Origin of the sequence: Rhodococcus sp. EPR-157 (assembly GCF_001647195.1) — a bacterium.
In the GTDB taxonomy this organism is placed as follows: Bacteria; Actinomycetota; Actinomycetes; order Mycobacteriales; family Mycobacteriaceae; genus Rhodococcoides.
This window is the reverse complement of record NZ_LVCV01000042.1, coordinates 1-6,818: the sequence shown is the minus strand read 5'-3', so window position 1 is coordinate 6,818 and position 6,818 is coordinate 1. Positions and strand designations below refer to the sequence as shown.

Below are 6,818 nucleotides of genomic sequence, written 5' to 3'. Positions count from 1 at the left end.
AGACGTCGGTCTGTTTCAGAGTCAGGCCCCAACTCACTGGAGAAGTCCAGTATCAACCGGACACACCCATACTCACAGTCTGTTTCGGTCACTCAGAGTGTGCGAATGTCTGTTTCAGTCACTTGCGGTGAGCGAATGTCTGTTTCAGTCACTCAGAGTGTGCGAATGTCTGTTTCGGTCACCTCATGGGCCAGCCAACGACTCATTCGGTCACCCAGGCGCGCCGAAAATGTGATATCACTTTAGTATCAACATCGAGAGGGAGGTTCTCATGTCCGTACCCGCAACCGTCGCCGAGAAGCCGACGGGTACCCCGACGATCACTATCGCCGAACGGCCCGGGTGGGATCTGCCCGGATGGTCGATGCTCGGCGCAGGCCTCGTGCTGTTCCTCGGAGGTATCGCCGCATCCGTGGTCGGCCTGGTTTTCACCATCGTCGTGGCGATGGTCGTCGGCGTCGTGCTGTTCGTCGCATCGCTTCCGGTCTTGGCCGGCCTGACGCTCGTGCAGCCCAATCAGGCTCGCGTGCTTCAACTTCTCGGGAGTTCGTACAGCGGCACCCTCCGCACGCCTGGATTGCGGTGGACGAATCCGCTGACGTATCGCAAAGCGATCTCGACCCGGATCCGCAATCACGAGACCGCCCAGTCCAAGGTCAACGACGCCGACGGCAATCCCATCGAGATTTCGGCGATCGTGGTGTGGCAGGTCGCCGACACGGCGTTGGCCTCATTTCAGGTCGACGACTACGAGGAGTTCGTCGCGGTGCAGACCGAATCGGCCGTCCGACACATCGCCGGCAGCTACCCCTACGATGCCGAGGATCGAATGTCGTTGCGCGAGAACGCTGACGAGATCACCGGGGCAATGTCCGAGGAAGTCCACGCCCGAGTTCGCGCCGCAGGTGTCGAGGTGATCGAGACCAGGATCAACCGTCTCGCCTACGCACCCGAGATCGCCCAGGCCATGCTGCGTCGTCAACAGGCGGGCGCGGTCATTGCCGCTCGTCGGCAGATCGTCGAGGGCGCAGTCGGCATGGTGGACATGGCTCTGGCGAAGTTGGAAGAGAAGAACGTCGTCGACCTCGACGAAGAACGCAAGGCCACGATGGTCTCGAACCTACTCGTCGTGCTGTGTAGCGACCGCGACACACAGCCCGTCGTGAATGCCGGATCGCTGTACCAGTGACCCATGGCTGCCGAACGTAAGAAACTTCTGCTTCGGCTGGACCCAGCGGTGCACGACGCCCTCGCCCGCTGGGCAGCCGACGAGCTCCGCAGTACCAATGCGCAGATCGAATTCCTGCTTCGCCGCGCGTTGGCCGAGCATGGACGAATGCCGAAGAACGCCGACAACATGCGCAAACAGGGACGTCCGCCGAACTCGTAGGAGCTCGGCAGGCGTCCCTGCCCGTGGAGATTCGGGTGATTTCAGAAGTCCCAGTCGTCATCCTCGGTGTTGACGGCCTTGCCGATGACGTACGACGAACCCGATCCCGAGAAGAAGTCGTGGTTCTCATCGGCATTGGGCGAGAGTGCCGACAGGATTGCCGGGTTCACATCGGTCTCGTCCTTCGGGAACAGGCCCTCGTAGCCGAGATTGTTGAGTGCCTTGTTTGCGTTGTAGCGGAGGAACTTCTTGACGTCCTCGGTCAAACCGATCTCGTCGTAGAGATCCTGCGTGTACTCGACCTCGTTGTCGTACAACTCGAACAGCAACTCGAAGGTGTAGTTCTTGAGTTCCTCGCGCTCCGCTTCGCTGACCTTCTCGAGGCCCTTCTGGTACTTGTACCCGATGTAGTACCCGTGCACGGCTTCGTCGCGAATGATCAGACGAATGAGGTCGGCCGTGTTGGTCAGCTTGGCTCGCGAGGACCAGTACATCGGCAAGTAGAAGCCGGAGTAGAACAGGAACGATTCGAGCAAGGTCGACGCAACCTTGCGCTTGAGCGGATCGTCTCCGTGGTAGAACTTCAGGACGATTTCGGCCTTGCGCTGCAGGTTGACGTTCTCCTCGGACCAACGGAACGCGTCGTCGATATCACGCGTCGAGCTGAGTGTGGAGAAAATCGAGCTGTAGCTCTTCGCGTGAACGGACTCCATGAACGCGATGTTGGTGTACACCGCTTCTTCGTGCGGAGTGATCGCATCGGGGATCAGGCTGACGGCGCCGACGGTGCCCTGGATGGTGTCGAGCAACGTCAATCCCGTGAACACGCGCATCGTCAACTGCTTCTCGACGGCGTTGAGCGTGCCCCAGGACGGAATGTCGTTGGAGACGGGCACCTTCTCCGGCAGCCAGAAATTGCTGGTGAGCCGCTCCCAGACCTCGGCATCCTTGTCGTCCTGGACCCGGTTCCAGTTGATTGCCGAGACGCGATCGATGAGCTTGACCATGGTGCCTACCTACAAGTTGGGGAACGCGAAAAGTCGCTGACACGAACACTACCCGTAGTGTCCGACAGTTCCGGCCAGCACAACAGAGTGTGTCGTGCTCGAGCTCACCAACCCACCGAACTCGGTACCGAACCGGTCTGGATGGCCGCAACCAGTTGCGCGTGGTCACGCTCGTTCTGATCGGCATACGCGTGTGCAAAGTCGACCATCGAACGGTCGACTTTGTCACCTCGGCCGATGTAGTCGGCGATAGCAGCCGCGTCACCGCTGCGTGCGTGCGCCCGCGCGAGAACTTCCCCGCACGCTGTGGCGAACTCGGTGAGATGGGGTCCGATGATCTCCCCGTCGGGAATGACTTTCATATCGCGAAACTGCCGCACGTAGAAATTCATCTCGCCGACCGACGTCCATCCCACGAACATGTCGGTGGCGCTCTGCAGCATTCGTTGCCCGTTGACTACCCGCGCACCGTGGTTGTCGTATTTGCTCGGGCGAAGAAACTGTTCGAACACCGAGGGCCCCGCCTGCTTGATCTGAAGGAAGAACGGGTCACCGGTTCGTGTTTCTTCGAGAAAGGCCAAATAGACACGCATTCCGACACTGCCGACACCGACTACCTGCCGAACTACGTCGAGAACACGGAACCTCGACAGGAGACTCCAAATGCTGTCGTTCACCGAGCCGCTGTATCCGGCGATCACAGCCTGGATCAGTTCGAGTTGCGCGTCACCCACGTGGGTACGGAACGGTGGATCTTCGCGAATTCTGCGGCGACCGTCTCGTGTCTCGGTGAATTTCCGCGACGCTCCGCGACTCGTTCGCCGCTCGGCTTTGGTCTCGATGAGTTTCTCGGCGTGACGCGCAATACCAGACGAGAAGTGCCCGAGGAGCCCGGCGACGTCGATCCTGTCGTACCAGATGTCGATTTCGGGCATCGAAGCGTACTTCCACATCCGATTGCGATACGACGCCATCATCGCTGCGACTGCACGGTCGGCACGCCCCTCGTCGACACCGTTCTCCCGCCCCAGAACGACAAGGGAGGTCGCCAAGCGCTTGACGTCCCATTCGAACGGACCAGGAAGCGTCTCGTCGAAATCGCGGAGATCGAAATACAGATTTCGCTCAGGTGTGGCCCACAACCCGAAGTTGAGCACATGCGCGTCACCGCACAGCTGCACCTCGATACCGGTATTCGGTGCAGAGGCCAGATCCGCTGCCATCACGGCTGCAGCGCCGCGAAAGTACGTCCATGGCGATGCGGCCATGCGTGCGTGCCGTATCGGAAGTAGTTCGGAAACGCGAAGTTCGTTCTGCCCGAGAATTGTCGCGAGCGCGTCGTGCCCCCTGGCATCGGGGTTCCACTCCGCCAACTGTCGACGCGACACTCTCTTGCGTGATTGCCGACCACGAGCAGGATGTTCGGAAGGGGCAATCCCCTCCCGTGCAGAAGCAACGTCGATGTCCGTGGGCGAGTTCATGACTGATTATGGACCGACCACGGACTTCCGTCCTGACAATCGCCAGCATCACAGCATGCAGGAAACGCAGCCCTCGACCTCGGTGCCTTCGAGCGCCATCTGACGCAACCGGATGTAGTAGAGCGTCTTGATGCCCTTGCGCCACGCGTAGATCTGCGCTTTGTTGATATCGCGCGTCGAGGCTGTGTCCTTGAAGAACAGCGTCAACGACAGCCCCTGGTCGACGTGTTGCGTCGCAGCGGCGTAGGTATCGATGATCTTTTCGTACCCGATCTCGTACGCATCCTGGTAGTAGTCCAGATTGTCGTTGTCGAGGTACGGCGCGGGGTAGTAGACGCGACCGATCTTGCCTTCCTTGCGGATCTCGATCTTCGACGCGACAGGGTGGATCGACGACGTCGAGTTGTTGATGTACGAGATCGAACCGGTCGGCGGAACGGCCTGCAGATTCTGGTTGTAGATACCGTACTTCTGCACCGACTCCTTCAGCGCGACCCAGTCGGCCTGCGTCGGGATGTGCACATCGGCGTCCTGGAACAACGCGGCAACGCGCGCAGTGGACGGTTCCCACACCTGGTCGGTGTACTTGTCGAAGAACTCACCCGACGCGTACTTGGACTCCGGGAAACCTTTGAAGTAGCTTCCCCGGTCCTTTGCGATCACGTTCGACGCCTGCAGCGCATGGAACAGCACGGTGTAGAAGTAGATGTTGGTGAAGTCGATTCCCTCGACGCTGCCGTAGTGGATGCGCTCGCGAGCGAGGTATCCGTGCAGGTTCATCTGACCGAGACCGATGGCGTGAGAGTCGTTGTTGCCCTGCTCGATCGACGGTACCGAGTAGATGTGCGTCTGATCCGAGACTGCAGTCAGGCCGCGAATAGCGACAGCGATGGTTTTGCCGAAGTCGGGCGAGTCCATCGTCTTGGCGATGTTGAGCGACCCCAGGTTGCAGGAGATGTCCTTGCCGACATGGCTGTAGGAGAGGTCGTCGTTGAACTCCGACGGCGTCGACACCTGGAGAATCTCCGAGCACAGGTTCGAGTGAGTGATCTTGCCCTTCACCGGGTTTGCCCGGTTCACCGTATCCTCGAACATGATGTACGGGTAGCCGGACTCGAACTGCAATTCGGCCAGGGTCTGGAAGAACTCACGTGCCTTGATCTTCGTCTTGCGGATCCGCTTGTCGTCGACCATCTCGTAGTACTTCTCCGAGACGTTGATGTCAGCGAACGGCACGCCGTAGATGCGTTCGACGTCGTACGGCGAGAACAGGTACATCTCCTCGTTCTTTTTGGCCAGTTCGAACGTGATGTCCGGAATGACGATTCCGAGGGAAAGCGTCTTGATACGGATCTTCTCGTCGGCGTTCTCACGCTTGGTGTCGAGGAACTTGTAGACGTCGGGGTGATGAGCATGAAGATAGACCGCGCCTGCACCCTGACGAGCACCGAGCTGGTTGGCGTACGAGAAGGAATCCTCGAGCAACTTCATGATCGGAATGACACCGGAGGACTGATTCTCGATCCGCTTGATCGGCGCGCCTGCTTCGCGAATGTTGCTGAGCAACAGCGCAACACCGCCTCCGCGCTTGGACAGCTGCAGGGCAGAGTTGATGGAACGACCGATGGACTCCATGTTGTCCTCGATGCGTAGCAGGAAGCAGGACACGGGCTCGCCGCGCTGCTTCTTGCCGGAGTTGAGGAACGTCGGAGTGGCCGGCTGGAATCGGCCGGCGATGATCTCGTCGACCAGATCGGTAGCGAGCGCTTCGTCCCCGGCTGCGAGCGTCAATGCAACCATGCAGACACGATCCTCGAACCGCTCGAGGTATCGCTTACCGTCGAACGTCTTGAGCGTGTACGAGGTGTAGTACTTGAACGCGCCGAGAAACGTCGGGAAGCGGAACTTCTTGGAATAGGCGTGGTTGATCAGGAACTTCACGAATTCACGTGAGTACTGGTCCAGCACCTCTGGCTCGTAGTAATTCTCCTCGACGAGGTAGTCGAGCTTCTCGTCCAGATCGTGGAAGAACACGGTGTTCTGGTTGACATGCTGGAGGAAGTACTGGTTTGCCGCCTCGCGGTCCTTCTCGAACTGAATCTCGCCGTTGGGGCCGTACAGATTCAGCATCGCGTTCAACGCGTGGTAGTCCAGGTCACCATCCGCTCGAACGGCATTGACAGGTGCTACCTCGGTGATGGTGGGTGCCACGGCGATCGCTCCAGTTCCTTGTTTCGCGCTTGAAGATCTAGTGTGTGTGCGCTGCTCGCCGGGATTCCCGTTCCCAGAAGTCCTCGAGCCCTTCGCGGACTCGGTCGACGTCTTCGGGGGTTCCCATGAGTTCGAATCTGTAGAGATACGGAACCGCGCACTTCTGTGAAATAACATCGCCCGCTGAGCAGAACGAGTCACCGAAGTTGGTATTGCCTGCGGCAATGACTGCTCTGATCAGGGACCGGTTGTGCTTCTGATTGAGGAACTTGATCACCTGCTTGGGGACGTAATTGGTGTCACGCCCAGCGAAAGTGGTTCCCCCGCCATACGTGGGAACGATCAGCACATACGGCCGATCGACCATGAAGTTCTCTGGATTGCGCAGTGGGATGCGGCTCGCCTTCAGACCGAGCTTGACGACGAACCTATGCGTGTTCTCGGACGCACTCGAGAAGTAGACCAGCGGGTGCGTCGGCTGTGGAGCGAGAGCGGAAGTCACACTTGCTCATCTCCGTCTACTGTTCCAGCGGCGCGATCTGTTCAAGCAACGTTGGCCGTGAGTGCCTTGATACGATCCGGGCGGAAGCCCGACCAGTGATCCTCGCCGGCGACAACGACGGGTGCCTGCAGGTAGCCGAGCGCCATGACGTAGTCACGGGCCTCTGCATCCTGCGAGATGTCGATGACGTCGTATTCGATGCCCTCTTTGTCGAGAGCACGGTAGGT

7 protein-coding genes are annotated in these 6,818 nt (G+C 59.3%); 2 read left to right on the top strand and 5 right to left on the bottom strand.

Annotated features, from left to right (window positions below):
* Window positions 1-271 precede the first annotated feature (271 nt).
* The gene (locus A2J03_RS01845; protein ID WP_197480567.1) at window positions 272-1,189 is read left to right on the top strand and encodes an SPFH domain-containing protein; all 918 of its coding nucleotides are present in this window, start codon (window positions 272-274) and stop codon (window positions 1,187-1,189) included.
* A 3-nt stretch (window positions 1,190-1,192) separates the two neighbouring features.
* Entirely contained in the window at window positions 1,193-1,390 is a 198-nt protein-coding gene (locus tag A2J03_RS01840; RefSeq protein WP_068368943.1) for a hypothetical protein, read from the top strand.
* Window positions 1,391-1,431: 41 nt separating this feature from the next.
* Here the strand turns inward: A2J03_RS01840 and nrdF are convergent, their stop codons facing one another.
* The 5 genes from nrdF to A2J03_RS01815 form a co-directional block, all read right to left on the bottom strand.
* The gene (nrdF, locus tag A2J03_RS01835) at window positions 1,432-2,397 is read right to left on the bottom strand and encodes a class 1b ribonucleoside-diphosphate reductase subunit beta (protein WP_068368940.1); all 966 of its coding nucleotides are present in this window, start codon (window positions 2,395-2,397) and stop codon (window positions 1,432-1,434) included.
* Window positions 2,398-2,501: 104 nt separating this feature from the next.
* Window positions 2,502-3,878, bottom strand: a complete 1,377-nt coding sequence (locus tag A2J03_RS01830) for a DUF2252 domain-containing protein (protein WP_068368937.1) — start codon at window positions 3,876-3,878, stop codon at window positions 2,502-2,504.
* Between the two features lie 48 nt (window positions 3,879-3,926).
* A complete protein-coding gene (gene nrdE, locus A2J03_RS01825) occupies window positions 3,927-6,089 on the bottom strand; it encodes a class 1b ribonucleoside-diphosphate reductase subunit alpha (protein WP_068368934.1) in 2,163 nt (720 codons plus the stop codon).
* A 37-nt stretch (window positions 6,090-6,126) separates the two neighbouring features.
* Window positions 6,127-6,591 (bottom strand): class Ib ribonucleoside-diphosphate reductase assembly flavoprotein NrdI, encoded by a 465-nt coding sequence (gene nrdI / locus A2J03_RS01820; RefSeq protein ID WP_197480566.1) that lies wholly within the window; start codon window positions 6,589-6,591, stop codon window positions 6,127-6,129.
* A 41-nt stretch (window positions 6,592-6,632) separates the two neighbouring features.
* The coding region (locus A2J03_RS01815) for a glutaredoxin domain-containing protein (RefSeq protein ID WP_068368930.1) at window positions 6,633-6,818 on the bottom strand (186 nt) is incomplete at its 5' end.

Excerpts from the sequence above, each read along its gene's own strand:
- nrdF (WP_068368940.1), bottom strand. The coding sequence starts at position 2,397 with ATGGTCAAGCTCATCGATCGCGTCTCGGCAATCAACTGGAACCGGGTC.
- A2J03_RS01845 (WP_197480567.1), top strand. The coding sequence starts at position 272 with ATGTCCGTACCCGCAACCGTCGCCGAGAAGCCGACGGGTACCCCGACG.
- A2J03_RS01840 (WP_068368943.1), top strand. The coding sequence starts at position 1,193 with ATGGCTGCCGAACGTAAGAAACTTCTGCTTCGGCTGGACCCAGCGGTG.
- A2J03_RS01830 (WP_068368937.1), bottom strand. The coding sequence starts at position 3,878 with ATGAACTCGCCCACGGACATCGACGTTGCTTCTGCACGGGAGGGGATT.